Here is a 24,657-nt window from a genome sequence, read left to right on the forward strand (position 1 = left end):
TTTTTCCTGTGGTTTTATTCTCTTGCTGACTGGCAGCGAATTGCAAATTTAATGATTTGAAGCTGAAGTATAAAGTCCATCTTCTTAAATATCGCTACTACACGATTACCATTACATACGTTCTGGCACTTCGATTCCAAGTAGCTTGAAAGCCGATTTAATTACGCTGGCTACAGTTCCTGAAAGTTGTACTCTGAAAACCTTTTCAGCTTCATCATCAATACCAAGTATCTGTACATTTTGATAGAATGAATTGAAGGATTTCACTAGTTCATAGGTGTAATTGGCAATTAGCGCAGGTGAATGATTATCTGCCGCTAAGGCAATGGTCTCCGGGAATAATTGTAGTTGCTTAATCAACTCCTTCTCTTTTTCATGAAATTTAAAATCTTCGGAAAGCGCCGCTGTAGTATCGAATTCTGCTTTTCTAAGGATCGACTGAATTCTCGCATATGTATACTGAATAAAAGGACCCGTATTACCCTGAAAGTCTACAGACTCTTCAGGATTAAATAAGATTCTTTTTCGAGGGTCTACTTTCAGAATATAATATTTGAGGGCACCAAGACCTATGATTCTATAAAGCTCTTCTTTTTCTGAATCTGAATAACCATCTAGTTTACCAAGGTCTTCAGAAATATTACGAGCAGTTTCAGTCATTTCCTTGATAAGATCATCTGCGTCTACGACAGTTCCCTCGCGGCTTTTCATTTTACCACTTGGAAGATCCACCATTCCGTAACTTAAATGATATAGAGCATCTGCCCAGTCGTAGCCTAATTTCTTCAGAATAAGAAATAGTACTTTAAAATGATATTCCTGTTCGTTACCAACTGTATACACCATTTGATTGATATCGAAATCCGCAAATCTTTGAATAGCTGTTCCAATATCCTGTGTCATATAAACTGCAGTTCCATCGCTTCGGAGTACAATCTTCTCATCCAGGCCTTCATCGCTTAGATCGATCCAGACACTGCCATCAGGCTTCTGATAGAAAACTCCATCTTCAAGGCCTTTCATGACGTTATCCTTACCTAAAAGATACGTTTCACTTTCATAATAGTTCTTATCGAAATCCACTCCCAGGGCATCGTAAGTTTTTTCAAAACCATCATAAACCCATTGGTTCATGGTAGACCACAATTTCACGACCTCAGGATCGTTCGCCTCCCAGTTTCGTAACATTTGTTGAGCTTCTACAAAAATTGGAGCTTCAGCCTTAGCTTCGTCTTCAGATTTTCCCTGCTCCTTTAATTGAGCTATCTCTTTTTTATATTCCTGATCGAACTTCACATAATAGTTCCCTACCAGTTTATCACCTTTTAAACCGGTAGACTCAGGTGTTTCTTCATTACCAAATTTCTGCCAGGCCACCATAGACTTACAAATGTGTATTCCACGGTCATTGATCACCTGTACTTTGTGCACCGTATTACCTGCAGCCTTCAAGATCTCGGCTACAGAAAACCCTAAGAGATTATTTCGAATATGACCAAGATGTAAAGGTTTGTTGGTGTTAGGGGAACTATACTCGATCATGATCCCGCTGGCATCACTTTGAGGCAACAATACTCCAAAATCTGCTCGATCTCTAATTTCATTAAAGAAATTGATATAGTAAACATCGCTTATCACGATATTAAGGAATCCCTTTACTACATTATAATCTGCTACTTCAGTCACCTCTTCCTTTAAATAGCTACCAATATTTTCTGCCAGCTGAGCCGGATTGGTCTTTATTTGTTTCAGCATTGGAAATACAACCAGGGTAATATCTCCTTCAAAATCCTTGCGTGTAGGCTGGAACTCAATGGTTGGAGCTTCCACCTGATAATGTTTGGTAACTGCTTCATTAACTTTTGCTGCAAGAATTTGTTCTATGGTCATTTTCAATGCTTTTAGGCCTGTTTTGTATTCTATTAAGTGCGCAAAGATAAAAAGAATTGAAGTTCCGGTCGCCAGCCTTTTAGCGCAAATCCTTATATTTAGGAAAAAAGAAATGCTAATTAATATCTCTTACAATCGTCCTGCGATCTCAGAAAAGATTAGTGCTGAAGTAGGAAAACCATTTACGCTGATGGAACGGGTCAAACTACGTGGCTCAGGATCTCCTAAATTACAAATCACTTCCTCAAGTATAGATATTCACAACCTGCTCATTTTAGATAATAATGCAAATATTTGCAATGTGGAAATGAGAGGCAGCGGAATAATCGTAATGTTTAGGTCACTTCTTGAAACTTACGCTCTCGTGATTCCTTATTACAAGTTAAATCTATATAAAGGAAAAGCTGAAGAATACAGTATTTACAGGGATCATCATTTTATCAAGGTCAAAGCAGACAAGCCAGGTATTCATAAGTTCTTCCAGAAGATCATCAATTATAAAACTGATAATGCTCCTACTCAGATCGATGATCTATAAATAAGTAGCTTTTAGCCAATTTGGATACAATTCGTTAACCTAAAATTGATTTCAATTTTCCTCAGCAAACCGTTTATCGATGCACATTTGCGTGAAAAAAATCAATGGAACTATTCATCTATGTTTTCGCTGCTTTATTCTCAGTGATCAATCCGCTGGGTACTGTCCCTATTTTCGTTGGACTTACCAAAGAGGACACTAAATCTGAGCGTTCTCGTACTTCCCTGCTTACAGCCATAAATATTTTTGTGATCCTGCTTATAAGTTTTTTTACTGGCAGATATATCCTTAATTTCTTCGGAATAAGCCTCGATTCTTTAAGAATTGCTGGCGGCCTTATTATCACTACTTCTGGTTTTGCCTTGCTAACCGGTTCTTTTGCTAAACATAAAGGTATGGATAAACCGAAGGTTCAGGAAGACGCTTTCCAGCGTGACGGCGTATCGCTTACTCCACTAGCCATTCCTATGCTTGCCGGGCCTGGCTCCATATCATTTTTGATTGGACTGTACGAGGAATATGCTACCTGGAATGAGAAGCTCATTGCAGTAGGAGCTATTTTTAGTGTTTGTTTAGCTACGCTGTTGGTTCTTAGGAGTTCCTATTATATAGTTTCTATGCTTGGTGCATCTGGGATCAATGCTATTTCCAGGATCATAGGTTTTATCGTGATCGCCATTGGAATTGAATATATAAGCTCCTCTGTGATCAATATATTCCGAGCTATAAATCAATGATTAACGCTTGCCAAATGCCAGCCCTCCTACCAGAGCGAGCACTCCAAATGCGATCATGGCATATGATTGCGTATTATTACCATGAGCTTCTACCTGAAGTGGTCCGGCATCGATAGAAAATTCAGGGGTTAGAATATCATACAACCCATAGCCTATAAGCCCTATCCCGATAATGAGCAGAACAAATTTAAGCACGTTATTCATTTAATAAAGTTTTACTAATCTCAGGTGAAAGTAATAATTTAATTTATAATTTGAAGATCAAACTCTTCAAATGCGCATACTACTTACCGGTGCTAACGGTTACATTGGCATGAGGCTTCTGCCTCAATTACTTGAACAGGGCCATGATGTAATTTGCGCAGTTCGAAATAAGCACAGATTTACTTCCAACGAAGAACTCCGCGAGAAAGTAGAGATCGTAGAAATCGATTATTTAGAGGACTCAAAAGCTCCTGAAGGTATCAAAAATATCGATGCAGCCTATTACCTCATCCACTCAATGACCGGCTCTACGGAAGATTTTGATAAGCAGGAAGCTCAAGCCGCTACGAATTTTAATAAGATGATGTCTGAAACTTCCGTAGAACAGGTGATCTACCTCAGCGGAATTATTAATGAAGAAGAACTATCCAAACATTTAAAATCACGTAAGGCCGTTGAGCAAATTTTATATAAAGGAGATTTTAATATTACAGTGCTCCGTGCTGCGATCATCGTAGGTAGTGGTAGTTCATCTTTTGAAATCATACGTGATCTTTGTGAAAAGTTACCGGTGATGGTAACTCCAAAATGGGTCGACACTCGAATACAACCAATTGCAATAAGAAATGTGATACAGTATCTCATTCGGGTTATTGGCTGCGAAGACTGCTATAACGAATCTTATGACATAGGCGGTCCTGATATTCTAACCTATAAGGAAATGATGTTACAATATGCAGAGGTTAGAAAGTTAAAACTCTGGATCATACGTGTTCCCGTAATGTCTCCAAAACTAAGTTCATACTGGCTCTATTTCGTAACCTCAACATCCTATAAACTTGCACAGAACCTGGTAGACAGTATGTCTGTAGAAGTGATCACAAAAGACACCCGCTTACAGGAGCTTCTAAACGTTGATCTTATTCCTTACAAGGAAGCTATTAGAATGGCTTTTTATAAGATTGAACAGAATGAAGTCATTTCGAGTTGGAAAGACAGTATGAGTAGCGGTCGTTTTCGCAGAGAGCTAAATAAATATATTCAGATACCCAAATACGGGTGTATGCAGGATAAGAAGTCCAAGCAAATAAGAGATACCGAAGAAGTACTTGAAAGGGTTTGGGCAATTGGCGGATTAACAGGATGGTATTATGGAAACTGGCTCTGGAAGATTAGAGGTTACCTAGATAAACTTTTCGGTGGCGTTGGGCTTCGCAGAGGTCGAACTCATGCTACAAAACTTCATGCCGGTGATTCTCTAGATTTCTGGAGAGTTTTACTTGCCGATAAAGAAGAAAAGCGACTTTTATTATTTGCAGAAATGAAAGTTCCAGGGGAAGCCTGGCTGGAATTTAAGATTGATGATAACAATGTACTTCATCAAAATGCCACCTTTAGACCAAAAGGGCTCTTAGGCCGTGCTTACTGGTATGCAATGTACCCGTTTCATTTCTTTATATTTGAAGGAATGATCAATAAGATCGCCTATGGCCCCTCCGGAAAAAAATCTTAAAGGCCGCTCTGTGTAAGTTCAATGAAAGAATTGCTTAGAAATAAAGTTCTCACATTCTCTGCCTGGATATTATTATCAGGATCTGTTTTTATCTTTCTATTTACAAACAAATTTTATGAAGCTATAGAATATGGATCTTTGTGGGTTCGCGAATACTTCGGAACCTTCTACTTATGGCTTGGTTTGGGCTGTGTTTTATTCCTCCTTGTAATTGCTATTTCAAAAACCGGAAGGATAAGATTAGGAAAATCTCCGCCGGAGTATGACAGATTATCCTGGATCGCTATGCTTTACAGCGCCGGAATGGGAGCAGGAATTTTATTAAGAGCTGTTCAGGAACCAGTATATATGTATTTGAATCCTCCTATAGCAACAGGTGCTGCTGCAGAGATCATTTCCCTGGAATATACATTTTATCAGTGGGGCTTTACTGCGTGGGCATTCTATGGATTGTTTGCATTGATCATTGCCTATAGTTTATTTGTGGAAAAACAGGATATACGGCTAAGTTCCAGTTTCAAAGTATTCCATAGCAATCGCTGGGGAAAATCAATAGACGTTCTCACCATTCTAACTACCGTGATCGGTCTCGTCGCTGCAATTGGACTCGGAACTTCGCAGATAGAGGGAGGAATAAGCCATTTGCAATCAAATGAGGCCGGGAACTTACTAATGAACTTGTTACTCGTTCTTGTTATATGCGTGCTGGCCTTCTTCTCGGCCTGGGCTGGTGTAAATAAGGGTATAAAAAGGATCTCCAACTGGAATATTTATATCACTATTTTATTGCTCTTATTTGTTTTCGTCCTGGGGAACATCCCTGAAATTATCTCAAATTTCCTGAATTCCATATATCACTATATATTCGATTTTATCCCACTAAGTCTCGCCGGCGGTAATCTTGATCCAGGAAAGCAATTTCTTACCGACTGGACGTACTATTATTGGGCATTCTGGTTGGCCTGGGCGCCTTTCACCGGTGTGTTTATAGCCAGAATCTCGCAAGGCAGAAGCATCAGAGAGTTGATCTTGGGGGTTCTATTAATACCTTCATTAGGAAGTTTCTTCTGGTTTAGTGTTTTTGGCACTTCTGCATTTGAAATAATTGGTGATGTAGCTACTTACAAAGACGAATTCAGCAATGTATTTACTTCACTATTTATCTTTTTTGAAAATTATCCTCTACCTGCTATATCCAATTTAGTAGTCATATTGCTATTAGTTAGTTTCCTGGTTACTTCAGTAGACTCGGCCATCTTTGTTCTGAGTATGTTTACAGACAAAGGAAATACAGAACCAAAAAAGAAATACCGCCTGGTATGGGCGGTATTGATATTTATATTTTGTGAAGCAATTATTGTACTCGGTCATACTAAACCAGATTCCAATGTACTTACGGCAATGCAAAAATTCCTGATCATCAGTTCCCTTCCATTTGCCATACTAAGCGTAATGATCATCTTCCTCTTCAGCAAGAAACTTCTACCAAAGAGATATTAGCGAAGTTCAGGCTTTAGGTAAAAAAACCTCAACCATTACATAACGCATCTATTTTGCCCTACAATCTTAAGTAAGCATCAGTATTCTAGCATAAATCTTAAGAACAGATATACGAGTAGTTAAATATAAAAATAACACAGAATATAACTGCTACTATGGATTTTTAAACTCAAAAAAGTTCAACTGTACAGTACGATCATAGTTTTTGCAAAACTAAACGTTAAAATTATGGAACTCACATTGTTAAATAGATGCATTTCATCGAGTTTATTTGTTTTTAGACGAATTTAGAACTTATTTCGCTTTTATAAATTAAGAAAGCGAATCTTAACCAGTAGGTCCGATTCTATTTTCTTCTTCCAAATAACCTATTTATGAATCCGGCAAATTATAAACTACTTCCACCTCGTTTCGAGTTATGTTCAAAATTTTTATTAATTTGTTCAATTCTATTAATGATCACAGGGTGTACAAAAGATGCTGTTGAAGTTGAACTAGGAACAGAGAATAGTCTTCAAGAAAAAGATCTCAAGCACGATGGCAACCGCGCAATTTCTGTCTACAAAGGTATTTTTGCAACCAAAAATTCAAAGTTTCGAGGTACTGTACTATTAAAATCGCCCAGAAATCTCAAAGATATTTCTGTGTTAGATCCAGAGGCAAATTGCACTATAACACTTCAAAATGGAGAAACTTTTAATGCAGAAGTAACCTCATTAAATCAACAGGAAAACACGAATAAAAGTTCAGATGTATTAGTACATTTCGATTCAAAAGATTTTAGTTTTGATTTTACAATTGATGAATCGGATAAACCAATAATATCGAATGTAGTATTTAAAAATCAGGAAGGATCTGTTGTAGCTTCCGAAGAAACTGCAACTAATAACGTAACTCCGATCACCGGCACTTATAAATGTACTAACTGTCAAGATCAAGATTCACCTCTAAATGGAATCATTCTTAATAATGAAGATAGAATTTTCAATATGTTGTTAACCACTGCTGACGGTTCTACACAAATTGACATTCAAGCTTTAGTGGTATCTCTACAAGAAACTCAAGTAATAACTCAACAAAATTGCTCATCAAACTCAGATTATACCTTTTGCACATATGGTAGTGGCATAAATGGAGCTAATGAGGATCTAGATTGGTCTGGAGTACACAGGTTTTCATCGAATGCAAGCGGAGAAAACTGCTCTACCCTGGCCGGAAATTTCGCATTCCGTTTTGCAAATTATGGAGCTATTGAGGGTGAGTTTGCCAGTGATAGTTCTTGTAAAAATAACACATACTATGTTAGTTCCACTGGGAATGATTCAAACACAGGCTTGTCTCCAGAGGACCCATGGCAAAATCTCTCAAAACTAAATAGTGTGAATTTTCAGCCTGGCGATGAAATCTTTCTTAAAGGAGGTGATGAATTTAACGGAAATATTTATTTAGATTCTGAAGATGCCAATAATAGCGCTAATCCAATTTCCATTAAATCATATGGTTCTGGAAAAGCAGAGATTAACGCGGGCACCGGTTTTGGTATTTATGCCTATAATACGTCGGGTATCAAAATAGATAATATCATCGTAAAAGGAAGTGGAATGCATACGAATACAAATTCCGGAATCTCTTTCTATAATGATCTTCCTGGAAATATAAAACTGGATTTGATAGAAGTTACAAATACAGAAGTTTACGGATTCAAGGAGTTTGGTATTGTTATAGGAGCATGGAACGGTAACTCTGGCTATGCCAATGTTCTAATAGAAAATAACAAGGTTCATGATTGTTTAGACGCAGGTATCTCTTCCTATGGCGAGTTCTCCGCATCGAAAACGGGATATGCTCATAGAAATATAATTGTTAGAAATTGCGAAGTTTTCAACATAAAAGGTTACGATAAAGGGAAACATTCCGGTAATGGCATCCTACTATCAGATGTACAGAATTCTATCATAGAGCATTCTACCGTTTACAATTCTGGAAGTGGCAATACCAATTGCGGTGGACCAGTAGGTATTTGGTTTTGGGATGCAGATAATGTAACCATTCAATATTCCGAGGTCTATGGCATGAGTTCTGGGACCGGTTGTGACGGTGGAGGTTTTGATATGGATGGGGGTGTTACTAATGGAGTAATGCAGTATAATTATTCTCACGATAATGATGGAGCAGGCTTTATGGTGGGCCAGTTTACTGGATCGAGACCTATGAATAATATAACTATTAGATACAATGTAAGTGAAAATGATGCCGCAACGAATGGTGGAAGCGTCTATCTTTTTAATGGAAATGACGGTACGATGAGCGATATTACAGTTCATAATAATACCCTATATATTGAAGAAAAAACAACCAATAATCAAGCCGCCAACATAAAATACAATGTCTGGAAACCAGTGAAAAACAATATAAAATTTTATAATAATATACTTTATGCTGTCAATGGAGCAGACTTAATTAGTATTCCAAGCGGTTATGATGGCTATTTTGCGGGGAATCTATATTACACAAACTCCGATTTCAGTATTCTTTATAAGGGAGATCTTTATACATCGTTGAGTGAATTCAGAACAACTGGAAACGAAGTTTATAATAATGAAAATTCTGGCTTGCAAGCGAATCCACTTTTAAAAGATCCTGGAAATGGTGGTATTATAGGTAGAGAAAATAACCTTTCCAACTTGACTTCATACTTACTGGAAAGTACGTCACCAGCCATTAATGGAGGTATAAGTATTTCTAATCCAGGGACAAGAGATTATTTTGGAACAATATTATCATCGAGCACCGATGATATTGGGGCGCATGAAGTTGATACTTCGGTTAAATCCTATAATGTGGTTAATAAGTAGACAGTAAAGAGGTGAAAGTAAAGCATCACCTCTAAATTAGTTCACTTTAGACTTTACTATGATTTTGGTAGAAAAACCTCAGCCATCATGCAACGAGCACTTCCACCTCCACAGGTTTCGATCGTCTCGATCTCCGAACTTAAGATCTTACAATGCTTTTCTATGGTTTTCACCTGTTCTTGATTTAAACTTCTGTGTGCGCGGGCACTCATTACTAGAAACTTTTCTTCAGCTCCCTGAACCTGTAACATGTTACCTGCAAATTCATGCATTTGCTCTTCACTGATAGATATGATTTCTTTCCCATCCATTTTAAGATGTTTCACAACATTTTTGCGCTCTTTCTTGTCATCAATTGTATCAAGGCATATAACCGCAAATTCTTCAGCGATACACATCATCACGTTGGTATGATAGATTGGAAGTCGCTTGTCCTTTACACTTTGATAGGCGTTAAAAATAACCGGTGTGTATTCGAAATCCTCACAAAACTCGATGACCAGATCTTCATCTGCACGAGGTGAAATCGCACAATATGCTTTTTGATTTACCCGATCCAGGATCAAACTTCCCGTTCCTTCAAGGAAAATATCATCTTCTTCCGCAGAAGTATAATCTACGATATTATTGATCTTAAGACCAGCTTCCTCCAGTTTGGAGAAATATTCCAGTCGTCTTTCCTTACGCCTGTTTTCAGCAAACATTGGATACAAAGCTATCTCTCCATCACTATGGAATGACACCCAATTGTTTGGAAAAATAGAATCTGGAGTATCTTCTTCTTTAATATCGTCCACCACGATCACCTTTGCTCCCACGTCTCTCAGTTTGTTCACGAACGTGTCGAACTCCTCAGTTGCAAGACTATTTACATTAGATTTATCTAATTTCTTCTGAAAATAATTATTGACCGCAGTCTGTTCGTTCATTCTGAAGTTTACCGGTCTAACCATTAAAATGGTATCTGTAATCTGTTTCATAGCTATTTTTTAATCGCGGATTAATGGTAAAGTTGAACAGCGAAGCAATCCTTCTTGTTTCGATATTTCGGCATAGGGCACTTCCTCTACGGTAATTCCCTGCTCTCTTAGCCAAGCATTTAGTCGCGTAAATCCTTTTTCTGAAATTACCACATCTTCAGAAATGGAAAAAATATTGGAATTCATATTATACATTTCATCACGGGTGATCTCATAGACGTTTTCTTTTCCGAAGAAATCGACAAGCCAGTTATATTCCTCTTCTATTAAAAATCCGCCTTTGTAAATGATCGCTTTGTTCTTGCCTACAGGCTGGAAGCAACAATCCAGGTGCAAGGCGTTATCCTTGGCAACATGATTGCTTTTCTTAAGACTAAAGCTAATCACCTTTTTATCTGGAAATTCTTTTATTAAAGCATCTACAGCATGTTTATTCGTTCTGGCTGTGATAAAGTTCCGGTAATCCTCTCCCTTATAAGTCCCAACAAAAATATGATCTCCCATAGGCATCACATCTCCTCCTTCAATATGAGCTTCCTCAGGTAGAGTTATGATTTTTGCAGGGTCAATCTGTTTCATTACATGCTCTATTGCCTCGATCTCCTGATCCCTATCAGGCAATATATTCGATTTTATAAATTTATCATCGATCACGAAGGCGATATCCCGAGTAAAAATCTGGTTGTAATCTTCAATGATCTTTGGTCTGAAAACCTGAACATCGTACTTCTCCAACACTGCGGCTACAGCATCCATTTCTGCCACCATATCTTCCTCAATTGGATAGGTTCCAGCTTTAATATGTTCCTGAGACTTGGGATCGTATGCTTCTTCAAGAGTTGGAATAGGTCCAATGCTCCTGGCGGTTCCCAGCACTACGGCGCGTAATCTGGATGTTTCACTTGATATATGCAATTTCATTGCTAGGGTTTTGGCAAATATAATAAAAGCCAAATCTATCTCATTTCTTATCTGTAAAGATTACTTGAAGTTTCGCTACTCTATTTAAAAAAATATCTTACTTATAATTAATGAACATTCTTTAATATATTAGCTTTTTTAATAAATCCTTCTATCAAGACATATTCGCCAAATTCTATTATTTCAAATTTGATTGGTATAATAGTTCTAACTACTATTATGGCCTGCTCGGATGATGTATGCGAAAATCATACGAAAACTGTTCATATTGAAAAAACTGAACAAGGTTATTGGCTAATTAGGAATGGCAAACCATTTTATATTAAAGGAGGTGCTGCTCAAGGAGAATATCTGGTAGAGCTTAAAAACGCTGGCGCAAACACAGCCCGCATCTATGACACTATTGATCTAAAAACCACCCTTGACGAAGCTTATCGCTTAGACCTTGCAGTAGTCGTCGATATTCCTTTACCTAAATTCAATAGCACTCCAGAATATTATGAGGACGAAAAACTTTTCCAACGTTTGAAAGTTGATATTAAAAATACGATCATTCGTTTTAAGGATCACCCGGCATTACTTTATTGGAATTTGGGCAACGAAATCTACTATCCCTACTTACACAGAAACACTGATTTCTTCGCCAATTACAACGAGCTCATCGAATTAATACATGAATTAGATGGAAATCATCCTGTTAGCACCTCTACGATAGGTGCTAATAAATCTAGAGTTATTTCTATTATAACAAGAAGCCCTCAACTAGATTTTGTTTCATTCAACTCATTCGGGACTCTGAGTGCATTTTCCAAGAAGCTAAGTCCAATTTCACCTATATGGGACGGACCTCATGTAATTACTGAATGGGGTGTCAATGGACCATGGGAAGCTGAAACAACAAGTTGGATGGCTCCAATTGAAGAAACAAGCACCAAGAAAGCTGAACAAATCAAGAAACGACATAGGAAATATATTCTCCCAATGAAAAGGGAAGGATCACTGGGTAGTTTTGTATTTTACTGGGGTCAAAAAAATGAGAATACTCCTTCTTGGTATAGTCTCTTTAGTGAAAATAGATTAAAGACCCAGGCGGTCTTTGAGTTGGAAAATATATGGAAAGAAGAAAATAAAACTTATCCTGGTCCGGAGTTGGAATATATTTTACTTAATGAAAAAGGGGCTATGCAAAACATTGTGCTTGAACCATTATCCAAAGCCACTATGGAAGTTGTACTTACAGGATCTGATGATAAAAATTATGAGTACACATGGGAAATCAGACGTGAATCTTGGTTTGAGAATAAGAACAGTGAAATCTATACTGGTTCTGATATAATTACAAACCAAAACTTTGCTACCTTCAAAACACCTAAGAAAGAAGGCCCTTACCGAATTTTTCTATATCTCAAAAATGGATCAGAATACTACGCTACGGCAAATATTCCATTCTATGTACTAAATCCGGATAATGAGGAAAAGTAAAATTCTGGCTCCCACCCCTAAGCAAAATATGATTATCAAATTGTTGATCATATTAGGCTTAGTAAGTATATTGAACTTCATATTCTATTTTGCAACGCCAGAATTCCGCGGTCATACTATATTATATATTCTCCTTTCTATAAGCCTATTCTACGGTATCCTCAAAAAGTTATATCTCTGGTACAATTATTCCAATATTTCATTACCAAAAACTACTGGAACAGAGAAAGATTTTACCGTAGATGTTTTGACGACTTACTTTCCCGGAGAGCCATATCAGATGATCATAACCACTTTAGAAGCGATCATTAAAATAGACTATCCTCACGAGACCTATCTATGTGATGAAGCTGATGACCCATATTTAAAACAGTTTTGTGAAAGTAATGGCATTCATCACGTTACTCGCTTGGTCAAAAAGGATGCGAAGGCTGGAAATATCAATAATGCCCTGGAAAAAGTTGCACGTGGTGAAATCACAGTTATTCTTGACCCTGATCACATACCAGATCCAGACTTCCTGGATGAAATCATTCCATACTTCTCAAATCCTGAAATCGGTTTTGTACAGACTGTACAGGGATACTACAATATAAAGGAAACACTTGTCGCTCAAGGAGCAGCTGAACAAACGTTTCAATTTTATGGTCCAATGATGATGACCCTAAATGCTTATGGTAGTGTGAACGCTATTGGCGCGAACTGTGTTTTCAGAAGATCAGCACTGGATAGTATTGGAGGTCATGCAGCAGGTTTATGCGAAGATATGCATACAACGATGAAACTTTATGCTAAAAACTGGAAAGGCATTTATCTTCCTAAAATTCTCGCACAGGGATTAGCCCCTTCTAGCCTTACCGGTTATTATAAACAACAATTGAAATGGTCACGTGGAACGTTTGACCTATTGTTCAAAGTCTACCCTAGGTTATTTAAATATTTCTCCTATAGACAAAAAATACACTTCGGAATACTCCCTCTTCATTACTTGAGCGGAATTATCTGTCTATTAAATTTTCTAATTCCGGTTGTCTCTCTCTTATTTTCAATCACACCTTGGAAGGGGAATTTTATAGATTTCGGCTTAGCATTACTCCCTGTTGTTTTTAGCTCTATTCTCATACGGACTTACATACAAAACTGGGTCATACAACGCAAGGAAAGAGGGTTTCATCTTCTTGGTGGATTATTGGAAATCAATACATGGTGGATCTACGTACTGGGCTTTATATATACATTATTTGATAAGAACATACCATATCTACCTACACCAAAAGAAAATGAGTTTGCTACGAACTACAAAATAATTTTACCAAATACTATAGTTGCAATAATTTCAATTGCTGCTGTAATTTATGGATTGTCTATAAACTACACCCCTTTCGCTTTAGTGATGTCAGGCTTTGCTTTGTTCAACGCCGCTATCATGATTTTCGGCATATATTTGACAATAAAAACTACAAACGAGAATAATATTCTAAGAAATACTTTGAGTAAAAGTTTTCTACGGAAAATAAGTTCAATTAAAGTTGCCAGTGGGAAGATTAGGAATATAATATTTATTGGTACGAGAAGTATTGCACTGCCATTGCTTATAACTATACTCTTTGGATCTCTATGGTTTATCCAAAAACAAGCAACAGCTCGTTGGGACAACATTACTCCAACATATTATAAGAAACAGCACAAATCATATCTGGGCATTTTTCACCCAATAAGTGATACCGGCACCGTTAGCCTTCAGGATATTAATAATATTGAGAAGGAACAAAATATAAATTTTAACATCGTATCCTTTTATTTGGCGTGGAACAATAATGGACAGAGTAATTATCCTGATGACCTTATAAAATCTATTGATTCGAAAGGTGCTATTCCAATGATAACCTGGGAACCGTGGTTAGAAACAGAAGGTACTTCAACTACGAAATCCAGCCGAAACAGTATTTTTAATAGAATATCAGCTGGATTATATGATGATTATATAGTCAAATTTGGTAAAGAATTAGCAGTATTTGACAAACCTGTTTTTCTACGCTTCGCCCATGAATTTGATAATCCACAGTATCCCTGGAGCCATACAGGCGATCTACCTGAATTAGAGTTTAAAAAAGCTTGGATACATGTTTACAACCTAATCAAAGATCAAGGAGCTTACAAAACTATATTCGTTTGGAATCCATGGAAACCTAAAGGAATGCAGAAGTACTACCCTGGAGATAAATATGTAGACTGGGTAGGAATCACCGCTCTAAATTATGGCTACTTAAATCAAAATGAAAAAAGCGTTTCATTTCAGAATATTTATTCAGGTTTTCACGAAAGACTAAAAAGATTTACTAGCAAACCTGTCATGCTAACAGAGTTTGGTTCGGTTAATTTAGTAAAAGAAGAAAACCAAATAAAATGGCTTAAAAATGCTAGAAAAGCCATCGAGACAGATTTTGAGGAAATATCGGCAATCGTTTTCTTTAATAGTGCTTTTGACGATAATATCCCAGAAGGAAAATTATACGCGAAGAAATATATTGAATGGACCACCGATTCTTTAAATATATTTGCTGACTATGCTACGCAGTCTTCAAAAGAAGATCCGGTAGAAGTCAACAACACAGAGAGGTATAAAAGAAATCAATTTGCAGAAGAAATAAGAGGTGTACATTACAAAAAAGGTCTCAACTGGAAGGAAAACTATTACACCCTTAACCGCCAAACCTTGCTCGAGGATTTTAAATTAATGCAGGAAATAAATATTTCAACTATTTTCTATCCCGGGGGTAACGTTTATGATTACAATACCTTGAAATATGCTTCGGAAACTGATATGAGAGTAATTTATGATTTCGGTGCCCCGGAATCTTATGATAAAATAGATAATTCTCTTCATTTCAACAATTTTGAGAATGAAGTATTGGAAAAAATTGCTGAATTAGATAAATATAGCAATGTAATAGGATTCTCTTTTAATGTGTTTGGAGAAACATCGAGCAAACCTTATCAGTTTAAGCAACTTCAAAGACAGTTAGGTCTGTACAACCAATTGTTATCAAAAATCCGTTACAATAATTCTACTACACCAATTATCCTAAATCTTGAGTTGAATTCAGACACTAGATCTTTACTATCATATTTGAATGAACTAAATCTAGAAGTGGATTATTTTGGCTTAATAGTGAGTGATACAACTTATCTTTCGAAGACTTTGAATTTTGCTACGACTAATAAAATTCCAACGTTGATTACTTCCATTTCACCAGAAAATACGGATAGTCAATTGAAACAGGATCCTGGCCTCATACTCAGTAACTGGCAGGATGAAAGATTAAGCGGTAGATTGAGTTTTGATGGACTTTTGGATTTTAAAGGAAGAAAAAAGTCTGATTTTAATACAGTGCATGGTATATGGAATCAAAATAGCCCACCTCAAACCGATTTATCGATTAGAATTCTGAAACCTGCGGTACCAATTATCGCCAATGAGACGGTCACTTTCAATGCCATGCTCTTTAGTGACTCAAATTGGGTTAGCGTTACTGAGGCAAATAAAAACTATAAATTTGAATGGACATTGTTAAAGTTTGACTCATATTCAAATCCACTTGCTTTAAGAGTTCTAGGTTCAGGCCCTAAAATTTCCTTTAGCATACCTGAAAGATATCAGGAATACAAATTGCTATTAACAGTCGTATCTGGAAATGAAGTTATAACAAGAACGATTACAAAACTCAACACTCCTTTATAGATAAAAAAAAGCTTCATACGATGATGAAGCTTTTTTGTGGTATTCGTAAAATATGATAGGCAGAAAATTATCTGCTTCCAAGTGGTTTAAAATCTCTAAGGTTCTCTCCAATATAAATCTGTCGAGGCCTTCCAATTGGCTCTTTTCTAAGTCTCATTTCTCTCCATTGTGCGATCCATCCAGGTAGTCTACCTAAAGCAAACATAACGGTAAACATTTCTACTGGAATTCCCAATGCTCTATAAATAATTCCTGAATAGAAATCTACGTTTGGATATAATTTTCTTTTTACGAAGTAATCGTCTTCAAGAGCTTCTTTCTCCAGTCCTTTCGCAATATCCAGAACAGGATCCTGTACACCTAACTGTCCTAATACTTCATCTGCAGATTTCTTGATGATCTTAGCACGTGGATCGAAGTTCTTGTAAACTCTGTGTCCAAAGCCCATCAAACGGAATGGATCTTCCTTATCCTTTGCTTTTTGCATGAATTTATGCGTATCACCACCATCTTCCTTGATCTTTTCAAGCATTTCGATCACAGCCTGGTTAGCTCCACCGTGTAATGGACCCCATAAAGCTGAAATACCTGCGGAAATAGAAGCAAATAGACCAGCATGTGATGATCCTACCATTCTTACTGTAGAAGTAGAACAGTTCTGCTCGTGGTCTGCATGAAGAATCAATAGTTTATCTAAAGCTTCAATTACCGCTTTATCTGCACTGTATGTTTTGTTTGGCTTCTCGAACATCATTTTATGTAGATTCTCTACATACCCAAGATCTTCATCTCCATAGTTTAGCGGAAGACTGTTTTTCTTTCTCAATGTCCATGCAGCAAGTACCGGGAATTTCCCAAGAATCTTTACAATTGCTTTGTACATATCCTCTTCTGAAGAAACATCTACAGAAGACGGATTAAATGCGATAAGAGCACTGGTCAACGATGAAAGAACGCCCATTGGATGCGCAGACTTAGGAAAACCATCAAGGATCTTCTTCATCTCTTCATCTACATGAGACTGCTCTTTAATATCTTTGGTAAACTTTTCAAGTTGTGACTTGTCTGGAAGCTCGCCAAAAATCAAAAGGTAAGCTACTTCAAGAAAATCAGCTTTTTCAGCAAGATCCTCAATTGCGTAACCTCTATATCTAAGCACTCCTTTCTCACCATCAAGGAAGGTGATCGCACTTTCACAGCTACCAGTGTTCTTAAACCCAGGATCCAATGTGATAAGTCCGGCTTCTCCACGAAGCGTCTTGATATCTATACCAATTTCATCTTCAGTTCCCACAGTAACGGGAAATTCATATTTCTTTCCGTCAAATTCGAAAGTTGCTGTTTTAGACATATTATATATTGTTCTTTAGATTAATTTTTAAGGATTGCTAATTTACGAATTTTAGTGTTAAAATTATTTTAAGCTGACTAACGAAATTTCAGAAATACCCCTATTTTCTTCCGTTTTCGTGAATTTTAACTTAGTCTGATGATTAAGTATGGCCTCATTTAATAATTCCGGAAATAATATGGAAAAAATACGCCGACTAGCATCCAGTTTTCAGATAGGAAAGTATCAGGATATCAATTCACCGAATCAACATCATCTTTATACAGAAACTCGTAATACGCATCTACAGATATATCCCAGGTGAAGCGCTGTTTTTTAGCATTCTGTTTGATTTTCTTCCATTCTTTTTTATTCTGAAAGAAAAGATCCACCGCATAAGAGAACTGCTTTAAAAAGTCTTTCGTTTTCTCCGCAGTAGTTTCTCCATCAAAACTAAACCCGGTTTTACCATGAATAACCGTGTCTTTCAAACCTCCAGTATTATGAACCAGACAGGGTTGCCCATTTCTCATGGCTAGCATCTGGCTAATTCCACAAGGCTCGAACTGACTTGGCATCAGGTAAAGATCAGATTCCTGGTAAAGCATATCGATCACACTTTCAGACTGGGCATTGATAAAGATCAAATTCTTGTATTTGTAGCTAGCTTCTCTAAATATTGATTCGTACTCCGGCGCCCCGGTACCCAGTAATAGATAAATGCCATTTTCTTCTTCAAGTTTTTTCATTAGAGCTGGTAAAAGTTCTGGGTTTTCTTTGAAATAAAAGAACTTCTGTTCAGTTAACCGGGCTACGCTACTACAAATAAAATCCGGTTGCTTTTGTTGCCATCGCGTAAGTTTTTCACCTGTATGCGCTAAGTAATGTGATTTATAATCCTTGTTCTCTTCCTGTAACCAGCGAAAAAGTCGACGGATACATTGCCTAAATAGTATCCCTTTTTCAACGGAATTAATATTGGTATAATTCGCTCCGTTGAGGATTCCGAAAAGTCGGTTTTCGTGATTTGCCATTTTAAGGTCCTCTTCCAGACCTTCTCCACCAATGAAATGCGGGGGATCACTCGGTTTTTGTATGTCTTCCATATAAGAAGGCGAAACTGTATGTACTGCATCAGCCAGCCTGATCCCAACAGCCATAAGGTTGATACAGTCTGGATATCTTCTATCCTTTAAAAGTTCATGATCATACGGGACATTCGGAAAAAATGCATCTACCGAGGAATAATTATTACTGAAAGGTCTTATCCCCTGTATTGCCAGGTTGTGGATCGAATACACAAAGCGAATGCTTTTCAGAAGTTTATACTCAGGATCGAATTCTCGCAGGAATAATAACATGCTGGTGTGCCAGTCGTGTAAATGAACAAAATTGATCTCTCCAAAGACACCATCTTTTATGGTAGCTGCAACTGCAGAACAAAAGAGAGAAAATATGTTAGCATCTGTGAAAAATGGCTGATCAGCATCATTAAAATAAATATGCGCAATATCACCCGCTTTTATATCATGATGGTGTATTACGAAATGCCTGATACCTTCTATTTCCTTTTTACCCTGAACTTCATAAAGCTCACCCGCATGAGGAACACCCCTAAAAGTAAATTTAATTTCAGTAATACGACTGCTATCCTGAAGATGGATCCTAGAGTAAGATGGAGTGATCACAATTGCTTCATCGCCTCTCGCAGCGATCTGCCTTGGAACATCCCTTACTACATCGCCCATCCCCCCGGCTTTACAACGTGGAATAGCATCATTTTCCGCAGCGACAAATAAGAATTTAGATTTCAATAGTATGGTTGGTTATTTAATTGAAAATAAGGATTCTATTGAATACCGAAGTATTCTTTTAATTAAATGATTGTTAATATACTATTTACTTCACAAAAAAAGCCCCTTCAAACTGAAGAGGCTTAGAAAAATATAAGTTTCGCTTATTTTATCTTAAATGCTTTATCCTGTGGATAATATGCAACCTCACCTAATTCTTCCTCAATTCTAAGTAGTTGGTTGTATTTAGCCATTCTATCACTTCTTGAAGCAGAACCTGTTTTGATCTGTCCCGTATTTAGCGCAACTGCAAGATCTGCAATCGTATTATCTTCAGTTTCTCCGGAACGATGTGACATTACTGATGTATATCCAGCATTATGAGCCATATTTACTGCAGCAATAGTTTCGGTTAAAGTACCAATCTGGTTTACTTTGATGAGTATCGAGTTGGCGATATTTTCTTTAATTCCTCTTCCAAGACGCTCTACATTCGTCACGAAAAGGTCATCTCCAACTAACTGAACTTTATCTCCGATCTTATCAGTAACGGCTTTCCAACCTTCCCAGTCATTTTCATCCATACCATCTTCAATAGAAATAATCGGATATTTAGATGCTAATTCTGCCAGGTATTCTGCCTGCTCTTCACTAGTTCTAATTTTACCCTTATCACCTTCAAATTTGGTGTAATCATACTTACCATCCACAAAAAATTCAGCAGCAGCACAATCCAGTGCGATCATTACTTCCTTGCCTGGTTCGTATCCAGCCTGCTTAACAGCTTTTAGTATGGTATCCAAAGCATCTTCAGTTCCATCAAGAGTCGGTGCAAAACCACCTTCATCACCTACTGCAGTACTCAACCCACGATCATGAAGTACTTTCTTCAAATTATGGAAGATCTCTGTACCTGTCTTTAAAGCATGAGAAAAACTCTCTGCCATTACCGGCATGATCATAAATTCCTGAAACGCAATAGGAGCGTCACTATGTGAACCTCCGTTAATAATATTCATCATAGGTACAGGTAGCGTGTTAGCACTAACTCCACCAATGTATCTGTACAATGGCATATTAAGTTCATTCGCAGCTGCTTTGGCAACAGCTAGGGAAACACCTAAAATGGCATTAGCACCTAACTTTGATTTATTAGGACTTCCATCAAGATCTCTCATCGTTTGATCGATAAGATTTTGTTCAAATACAGAAAAACCCAAAAGCTTTTGAGCTATCTCCCCATTTACGTTCTCGATCGCTTTAGATACTCCTTTACCCATAAAGTCATCTCCTCCGTCACGAAGTTCAACAGCTTCATGCTCTCCGGTGGATGCTCCAGATGGAACTGCAGCTCTACCCATTATCCCATTTTCTGTGTAAACATCTACTTCTACGGTTGGATTTCCTCTTGAATCAAAAATCTGACGTGCATGTATATCTAAAATTGCGCTCATGTTCTGTATTTTAATTTTTATTTGAATTACAGGCAAGATACGAATACAAGGATTAAATTCCGACTGAGAGAGCTAGTTTTAAAGCATTTATAACAGGAAATCTACTAAAACGTTTTCGAAGTTGCAGTAATAATAAAACTAAAAATCCCGGTATGAAACCCGGATTAGAATTATATTAAGCAGTATAGCGAATTTTAGCTTCTATTTTTTCCTAGCTTAAATCCTAGTTGAAAATCAATAAGCGGAGATACATAACCATCGCCATTATCGTTAAAACCATAACCAATCCCAAGATTTAAGTTTAGTTTGAAATTGCTATTATATACCCGCTGTAGGCCCCAGGCTGGACCAACGAATCCTGACAGATCATTTCGTAATTCCATATCGCCAAAGAGTGGCTCACCACTGGATAACAATAGCACTCCTGCTACATAATTCCCGCTATTCTCGGATACCTTCTTTCCTTTCTCGATCCTTTTATCAAAATTATAGTACCAACGGTATTGCGCTCTTAAATTGGTATAAACACCGAATTCACTTTCATCCGTAAAGTCTGAATAATGATAGCCGAAACCAAAACCAAGGTTGGCATCAAGACTGGTATTATCACCCAGAGCAAGCTCATATTCTGCTGAAGGCATTAAAATGTTTAAAGAAAACTGATTTTCTGTTGATTGTGAATTAGCTGAAATCCCTGATAATAGCAACAGGAAGATGAGGATGATCTTTTTCATGATTTAGATTTACAGTCAAATCTAGACCATCAAATTTAGTAAACAAATTTATTTTACCTGTAAGAGTAAGAGTAATAAAAATGCCGGAGTTTGAACTCCGGCTTTTTACTATGCTGATTGCTTTTTCTTGATGCGATCTATAAATTCATCGAAAAGATAACTAGCGTCATGTGGCCCTGGACCAGCTTCCGGGTGATATTGTACAGAGAATACATTCTTTGATTTCATAGCTAATCCACCAAGCGTTTGATCATTTAGGCAAACATGGGTTACTTCCACATCTGCGTGAGCTTCGGTTTGCGCTTTATCTACAGAGAAACCATGATTTTGAGAAGTGATCTCACCTTTACCGGTAACCAGGTTCTTTACCGGGTGATTGATTCCGCGGTGACCATGATGCATCTTGTAAGTCTCAATACCATTAGCAAGTGCAATGATCTGGTGACCAAGGCAAATTCCGAATAAAGGATGATCGTTCTCAATGATCTGTTTTGTTACCCGAATTGCATTTTCAAGTGGCTGAGGATCTCCGGGACCATTGGACAGGAAATACCCGTCTGGGTCCCATGATTTCATATCTTCATAACTGGCATCATAAGGAAAAACTTTGATATAAGCACCGCGTTGAGCAAGGTGACGCAGTATGTTAGTTTTAATCCCAACATCCAATGCTGCAATTCTTAAATCTGAATTTTCGTCCCCATAATAGTAAGCTTCTTTTGTAGAAACTTTCGAAGCAAGTTCAAGACCGTTCATATCCGGAACCCCCTTAAGCTTACTCTGAAGAGATTCAATATTTTCAACATCTGTCGATATAATAGCGTTCATGGCGCCATTTTCGCGAATATAAGTAACAAGCGCACGGGTATCTACATCAGATATTGCAAAGATCTTATTGGCATCTAAAAATTCCTGTAGTGTTTGATCAGCTGAAGGTCTGGTTTGAACGTAGCTGAAGTTTTTACAAATCAACCCAGCAATTTTAGCTCCGTTGGATTCATTCTCATCCTTACTCGTACCATAATTACCAATATGAGCATTGGTGGTCACCATGAGCTGCCCATAATAAGAAGGATCAGTAAAGATCTCCTGGTATCCTGTCATACCGGTGTTGAAGCATACTTCCCCTGAAGCCTCACCTTCAGCATTACCTACTGCTTTTCCATAGAAGATCGTTCCATCTTCCAGTAAAATGATCGCTTTTCTTTTAGCCTGATATTTCATAGTTATGTTGTTGTGGCAATAAAATTAAACAATTATCGTATGGATATAAAAAAAAGGATAAACTCTGAAAGTTTATCCTTTTTAAAAATTAGAAGTTGAAAAGATTCATTTCTATTCGTCTTTTTTATCTTCTTTATTATCTGTCTTAGGCTCTTCAGCTTTAGACTCTTCTTTTTTTGTTTCGGCCTTCGCTTCGTCAGGTTGAGCCGTAGTTTCTTCAGCTTTCTTCTTACCTGCTCTACGAGTAGACTTTTTCTTCTTAGGTTTATCTCCGCTTACGTTGTAAGTCTCATTGAAATCAACCAATTCCACAAGGGCCATTTCAGCAGCATCTCCAAGACGACTACCAAGTTTGATAACTCTTGTGTATCCACCTGGACGATCACCTACTTTAGGAGCAACCTCGCGAAATAGTTCGCTAACTGCTTCTTTGCTTCTTAACTTACTAAAAACAATACGTCTGTTGTGAGTAGTATCATCTTTAGACTTAGTTACTAGAGGCTCAACAAAAACTTTTAAAGCTTTAGCTTTTGCAACTGTAGTGTTGATGCGCTTGTGTTCAATTAGGGAACATGCCATATTCGCAAGCATAGCTTTACGATGAGCTGTTTTTCTACCTAAATGATTTGTTTTTTTTCCGTGTCTCATGACTTTTTATCTTTTGCCATCTTGCTTCTACCCTTTATGGGGAGCAAAATATGACAGATTTGAATTATAAAAGAAAGGCGAGAGATCCCGCCTTTATATTAGTCTTTATCGAGTTTATATTTTGAAAGGTCCATTCCAAAGTTTAAACCTTTATTACTTACAAGCTCTTCCAATTCAGTTAGAGATTTCTTTCCGAAATTTCTGAACTTCATAAGGTCATTCTTATTGTAAGAAACAAGATCTCCTAAAGTATCAACTTCAGCAGCTTTTAGGCAGTTCAACGCTCTAACAGACAGATCAAGATCGACCAGTTTAGTTTTAAGCAATTGTCTCATGTGAAGACTTTCTTCATCATAAGTTTCAGTCTGAGCGATCTCATCAGCCTCTAAAGTGATTCTCTCATCAGAGAACAACATAAAGTGGTGAATTAGAGTTTTCGCAGCTTCAGTTAAAGCATCTTTAGGATGGATAGAACCGTCACTAATGATTTCGAATACCAGCTTCTCATAGTCAGTCTTCTGCTCCACACGGTAATTCTCTATACTATATTTTACATTCTTTATAGGAGTGTAAATAGAATCTACGAATATGGTACCTAGTGGTGCATTGGCCTTCTTGTTTTCTTCTGCCGGAACGTAACCTCTACCTTTTTCAATGGTAACTTCCATGTTCAGATTTACTTTCTTATCCATATGACAGATCACCTGATCTGGATTTAGGATTTGGAAACCTGAAATAAATTTCTGGAAGTGACCGGCAGTTAATTGCTCTTCTCCGGAAATTGAAATTGTTACTGATTCGTTATCGATCTCATCGATCTGTCTTTTGAATCTAACTTGTTTTAGGTTCAAAATGATCTCAGTTACATCTTCCACTACACCTGCGATGGTAGAGAATTCGTGATCTACACCTTCAATTCTTACTGAAGTGATCGCGAAACCTTCCAAAGAAGATAAAAGCACTCGTCTTAAAGCGTTACCAACAGTCAATCCATATCCAGGCTCCAAAGGGCGAAATTCAAATTTCCCTTCGAAATCTGTAGAATCAATCATTATAACTTTATCGGGCTTCTGAAAATTTAGTATTGCCATATTTCGACTTCTGTATGATGA

The 24,657-nt window shown here is 37.3% G+C and carries 18 protein-coding genes; 7 read left to right on the forward strand and 11 right to left on the reverse strand.

What is annotated here, in order from left to right:
- Positions 1-111: 111 nt before the first annotated feature.
- Entirely contained in the window at positions 112-1,890 is a 1,779-nt protein-coding gene (gene argS / locus ACNI3T_RS04285; protein WP_418226766.1) for an arginine--tRNA ligase, read from the reverse strand.
- Positions 1,891-2,002: 112 nt separating this feature from the next.
- Here argS and ACNI3T_RS04290 point away from each other — a divergent pair, with 112 nt between their 5' ends.
- Both ACNI3T_RS04290 and ACNI3T_RS04295 read left to right on the forward strand, forming a co-directional pair.
- Positions 2,003-2,428, forward strand: coding sequence for a hypothetical protein (locus ACNI3T_RS04290; RefSeq protein WP_418226767.1), 426 nt, complete (start codon positions 2,003-2,005; stop codon positions 2,426-2,428).
- A 104-nt stretch (positions 2,429-2,532) separates the two neighbouring features.
- Positions 2,533-3,165: a MarC family protein gene (locus tag ACNI3T_RS04295; RefSeq protein ID WP_418226768.1), complete on the forward strand. Its 633-nt coding sequence runs from the start codon at positions 2,533-2,535 to the stop codon at positions 3,163-3,165.
- Here ACNI3T_RS04295 and ACNI3T_RS04300 read toward each other — a convergent pair whose 3' ends face one another.
- Positions 3,166-3,369: a hypothetical protein gene (locus tag ACNI3T_RS04300; RefSeq protein ID WP_418226769.1), complete on the reverse strand. Its 204-nt coding sequence runs from the start codon at positions 3,367-3,369 to the stop codon at positions 3,166-3,168.
- Positions 3,370-3,439: 70 nt separating this feature from the next.
- Between ACNI3T_RS04300 and ACNI3T_RS04305 the strand changes: the two genes are divergently transcribed.
- The 3 genes from ACNI3T_RS04305 to ACNI3T_RS04315 all read left to right on the forward strand — a co-directional run bounded on the left by ACNI3T_RS04305 (position 3,440) and on the right by ACNI3T_RS04315 (position 9,237).
- Positions 3,440-4,882, forward strand: a complete 1,443-nt coding sequence (locus ACNI3T_RS04305; protein ID WP_418226770.1) for an SDR family oxidoreductase — start codon at positions 3,440-3,442, stop codon at positions 4,880-4,882.
- Positions 4,883-4,903: 21 nt separating this feature from the next.
- A complete protein-coding gene (locus ACNI3T_RS04310; RefSeq protein ID WP_418226771.1) occupies positions 4,904-6,382 on the forward strand; it encodes a BCCT family transporter in 1,479 nt (492 codons plus the stop codon).
- 455 nt (positions 6,383-6,837) lie between these two features.
- Positions 6,838-9,237: a right-handed parallel beta-helix repeat-containing protein gene (locus ACNI3T_RS04315; RefSeq protein ID WP_418226772.1), complete on the forward strand. Its 2,400-nt coding sequence runs from the start codon at positions 6,838-6,840 to the stop codon at positions 9,235-9,237.
- Positions 9,238-9,293: 56 nt separating this feature from the next.
- Here ACNI3T_RS04315 and ctlX read toward each other — a convergent pair whose 3' ends face one another.
- Both ctlX and ACNI3T_RS04325 read right to left on the reverse strand, forming a co-directional pair.
- Positions 9,294-10,217: a citrulline utilization hydrolase CtlX gene (ctlX, locus tag ACNI3T_RS04320; protein WP_418226773.1), complete on the reverse strand. Its 924-nt coding sequence runs from the start codon at positions 10,215-10,217 to the stop codon at positions 9,294-9,296.
- Positions 10,218-10,226: 9 nt separating this feature from the next.
- Complete coding sequence (locus ACNI3T_RS04325; protein WP_418226774.1) at positions 10,227-11,138, reverse strand: dimethylarginine dimethylaminohydrolase family protein; 912 nt, start codon at positions 11,136-11,138, stop codon at positions 10,227-10,229.
- A 189-nt stretch (positions 11,139-11,327) separates the two neighbouring features.
- On the opposite strand from ACNI3T_RS04325, the gene ACNI3T_RS04330 reads away from it, so the two are divergent.
- Both ACNI3T_RS04330 and ACNI3T_RS04335 read left to right on the forward strand, forming a co-directional pair.
- Positions 11,328-12,620 (forward strand): glycoside hydrolase family 2 TIM barrel-domain containing protein, encoded by a 1,293-nt coding sequence (locus ACNI3T_RS04330; RefSeq protein ID WP_418226775.1) that lies wholly within the window; start codon positions 11,328-11,330, stop codon positions 12,618-12,620.
- Entirely contained in the window at positions 12,607-16,362 is a 3,756-nt protein-coding gene (locus ACNI3T_RS04335; RefSeq protein WP_418226776.1) for a glycosyltransferase, read from the forward strand. The genes ACNI3T_RS04330 and ACNI3T_RS04335 overlap by 14 nt, the downstream gene beginning before the upstream one ends.
- Positions 16,363-16,429: 67 nt before the next feature.
- On the opposite strand, the gene ACNI3T_RS04340 is transcribed toward ACNI3T_RS04335, so the two are convergent.
- The 7 genes from ACNI3T_RS04340 to ACNI3T_RS04370 all read right to left on the reverse strand — a co-directional run bounded on the left by ACNI3T_RS04340 (position 16,430) and on the right by ACNI3T_RS04370 (position 24,636).
- Positions 16,430-17,713: a citrate synthase gene (locus tag ACNI3T_RS04340; RefSeq protein ID WP_418226777.1), complete on the reverse strand. Its 1,284-nt coding sequence runs from the start codon at positions 17,711-17,713 to the stop codon at positions 16,430-16,432.
- A 233-nt stretch (positions 17,714-17,946) separates the two neighbouring features.
- Positions 17,947-19,506 (reverse strand): glycogen synthase, encoded by a 1,560-nt coding sequence (locus ACNI3T_RS04345; protein WP_418226778.1) that lies wholly within the window; start codon positions 19,504-19,506, stop codon positions 17,947-17,949.
- A gap of 143 nt (positions 19,507-19,649) precedes the next feature.
- The gene (eno, locus tag ACNI3T_RS04350; protein ID WP_418226779.1) at positions 19,650-20,939 is read right to left on the reverse strand and encodes a phosphopyruvate hydratase; all 1,290 of its coding nucleotides are present in this window, start codon (positions 20,937-20,939) and stop codon (positions 19,650-19,652) included.
- A gap of 194 nt (positions 20,940-21,133) precedes the next feature.
- Positions 21,134-21,673: a hypothetical protein gene (locus tag ACNI3T_RS04355; RefSeq protein ID WP_418226780.1), complete on the reverse strand. Its 540-nt coding sequence runs from the start codon at positions 21,671-21,673 to the stop codon at positions 21,134-21,136.
- A gap of 108 nt (positions 21,674-21,781) precedes the next feature.
- Positions 21,782-22,897: a glutamine-hydrolyzing carbamoyl-phosphate synthase small subunit gene (gene carA / locus ACNI3T_RS04360; RefSeq protein WP_418226781.1), complete on the reverse strand. Its 1,116-nt coding sequence runs from the start codon at positions 22,895-22,897 to the stop codon at positions 21,782-21,784.
- 111 nt (positions 22,898-23,008) lie between these two features.
- Entirely contained in the window at positions 23,009-23,545 is a 537-nt protein-coding gene (gene rplQ / locus ACNI3T_RS04365) for a 50S ribosomal protein L17 (protein ID WP_322301947.1), read from the reverse strand.
- Between the two features lie 98 nt (positions 23,546-23,643).
- Positions 23,644-24,636, reverse strand: coding sequence for a DNA-directed RNA polymerase subunit alpha (locus ACNI3T_RS04370; RefSeq protein WP_418226782.1), 993 nt, complete (start codon positions 24,634-24,636; stop codon positions 23,644-23,646).
- Positions 24,637-24,657: the final 21 nt, after the last annotated feature.

This window comes from Christiangramia qingdaonensis, from assembly GCF_048381525.1.
In the GTDB taxonomy this organism is placed as follows: domain Bacteria; phylum Bacteroidota; class Bacteroidia; order Flavobacteriales; family Flavobacteriaceae; genus Christiangramia.

Bases quoted from the DNA above. Each gene is read 5' to 3' on its own strand.
- argS (WP_418226766.1), bottom strand. From the start codon at position 1,890: ATGACCATAGAACAAATTCTTGCAGCAAAAGTTAATGAAGCAGTTACC.
- ACNI3T_RS04290 (WP_418226767.1), top strand. From the start codon at position 2,003: ATGCTAATTAATATCTCTTACAATCGTCCTGCGATCTCAGAAAAGATT.
- ACNI3T_RS04295 (WP_418226768.1), top strand. From the start codon at position 2,533: ATGGAACTATTCATCTATGTTTTCGCTGCTTTATTCTCAGTGATCAAT.
- ACNI3T_RS04300 (WP_418226769.1), bottom strand. From the start codon at position 3,369: ATGAATAACGTGCTTAAATTTGTTCTGCTCATTATCGGGATAGGGCTT.
- ACNI3T_RS04305 (WP_418226770.1), top strand. From the start codon at position 3,440: ATGCGCATACTACTTACCGGTGCTAACGGTTACATTGGCATGAGGCTT.
- ACNI3T_RS04310 (WP_418226771.1), top strand. From the start codon at position 4,904: ATGAAAGAATTGCTTAGAAATAAAGTTCTCACATTCTCTGCCTGGATA.
- ACNI3T_RS04315 (WP_418226772.1), top strand. From the start codon at position 6,838: ATGATCACAGGGTGTACAAAAGATGCTGTTGAAGTTGAACTAGGAACA.
- ctlX (WP_418226773.1), bottom strand. From the start codon at position 10,217: ATGAAACAGATTACAGATACCATTTTAATGGTTAGACCGGTAAACTTC.
- ACNI3T_RS04325 (WP_418226774.1), bottom strand. From the start codon at position 11,138: ATGAAATTGCATATATCAAGTGAAACATCCAGATTACGCGCCGTAGTG.
- ACNI3T_RS04335 (WP_418226776.1), top strand. From the start codon at position 12,607: ATGAGGAAAAGTAAAATTCTGGCTCCCACCCCTAAGCAAAATATGATT.
- ACNI3T_RS04340 (WP_418226777.1), bottom strand. From the start codon at position 17,713: ATGTCTAAAACAGCAACTTTCGAATTTGACGGAAAGAAATATGAATTT.
- eno (WP_418226779.1), bottom strand. From the start codon at position 20,939: ATGAGCGCAATTTTAGATATACATGCACGTCAGATTTTTGATTCAAGA.
- ACNI3T_RS04355 (WP_418226780.1), bottom strand. From the start codon at position 21,673: ATGAAAAAGATCATCCTCATCTTCCTGTTGCTATTATCAGGGATTTCA.
- carA (WP_418226781.1), bottom strand. From the start codon at position 22,897: ATGAAATATCAGGCTAAAAGAAAAGCGATCATTTTACTGGAAGATGGA.
- rplQ (WP_322301947.1), bottom strand. From the start codon at position 23,545: ATGAGACACGGAAAAAAAACAAATCATTTAGGTAGAAAAACAGCTCAT.
- ACNI3T_RS04370 (WP_418226782.1), bottom strand. From the start codon at position 24,636: ATGGCAATACTAAATTTTCAGAAGCCCGATAAAGTTATAATGATTGAT.